This is a genomic window from Mucilaginibacter terrigena (genome assembly GCF_004168255.1).
Taxonomy (GTDB): domain Bacteria; phylum Bacteroidota; class Bacteroidia; order Sphingobacteriales; family Sphingobacteriaceae; genus Mucilaginibacter; species Mucilaginibacter terrigena.
Genome location: NZ_SEWG01000015.1, coordinates 1 through 1,191 on the forward strand (window position 1 = coordinate 1; position 1,191 = coordinate 1,191).

A 1,191-nucleotide genomic window follows, 5' to 3' on the forward strand; every position below is an offset into this window, starting at 1 on the left:
CTTTTGGTTGAAGGGTTCTTGTTTACTCCGTTAACTAACGGATTAAGATTGGGCACCGACCTGCTCTCCCATCCGTTGGCCAACGGACAGTACCATCGGCCCTGACGGGCTTAACTTCTCTGTTCGGAATATTATAAACAAAGAAACCCGTTATCTTTTGGATAACGGGTTTAACTTAAGATTGGGCACCGACCTACTCTCCCACATTTTACTGCAGTACCATCGGCTCTGGCGGGCTTAACTTCTCTGTTCGGAATGGGAAGAGGTGGACACCGCCGATATAGGCACCTGAAGGTTTTTAGATTTGAGTATTGAGATATGGGATTTGAGACCCATGATCCTTTATAACAAATCAATATTTTAATTAGATGTAAGCGGAGTATTTGAGGAGATTTTCATCTCACGTCTTATATCTCACGTCTCATATCTAAGACATTAATTGAAAGAAGTAAATAATTAAGAAAACAACAGCTTTGTTTTGTTCGGTGGTGCGTATTGCTACGCACCACCATTCATTACCTGCTATGAGAAAGCTTCGGATTATTAGTATTACTCGGCTTTGATGTCACCACCTTTATACCTGTAACCTATCAACGTAGTAGTCTGCTACGATCCTCAATGGAAGTCTCATCTTGTGGCTAGTTTCGCACTTAGATGCTTTCAGCGCTTATCTATTCCCAACGTAGCTACTCTGCAGTACACCTGGCGGCATAACAGATTCACCAGAGGTTAGTCCAACCCGGTCCTCTCGTACTAAGGTCAGCCCCACTCAAACTTCCAACGCCCACAACAGATAGGGACCGAACTGTCTCGCGACGTTCTGAACCCAGCTCGCGTGCCACTTTAATGAGCGAACAGCTCAACCCTTGGGACCTTCTCCAGCCCCAGGATGTGACGAGCCGACATCGAGGTGCCAAACCTCCCCGTCGATATGAGCTCTTGGGGGAGATCAGCCTGTTATCCCCAGCGTACCTTTTATCCTTTGAGCGATGGCCCTTCCATGCAGAACCACCGGATCACTATATCCGTCTTTCGACCCTGCTCGGCTTGTCTGCCTCACAGTCAAGCAAGCTTATGCTATTGCACTCCGCGTACGGTTACCAAGCGTACTGAGCTTACCTTTGAAAGCCTCCGTTACCTTTTTGGAGGCGACCACCCCAGTCAAACTACCCGCCAAACAATGTTCTCGCC

At 47.4% G+C, this 1,191-nt stretch carries 2 rRNA genes; both read right to left on the reverse strand.

Annotated features, from left to right (window positions below):
• Window positions 1-180 precede the first annotated feature (180 nt).
• A 5S ribosomal RNA gene (rrf, locus tag EWM62_RS19090) occupies window positions 181-292 on the reverse strand.
• 231 nt (window positions 293-523) lie between these two features.
• A 23S ribosomal RNA gene (locus EWM62_RS19095) occupies window positions 524-1,191 on the reverse strand; the annotation flags it as partial.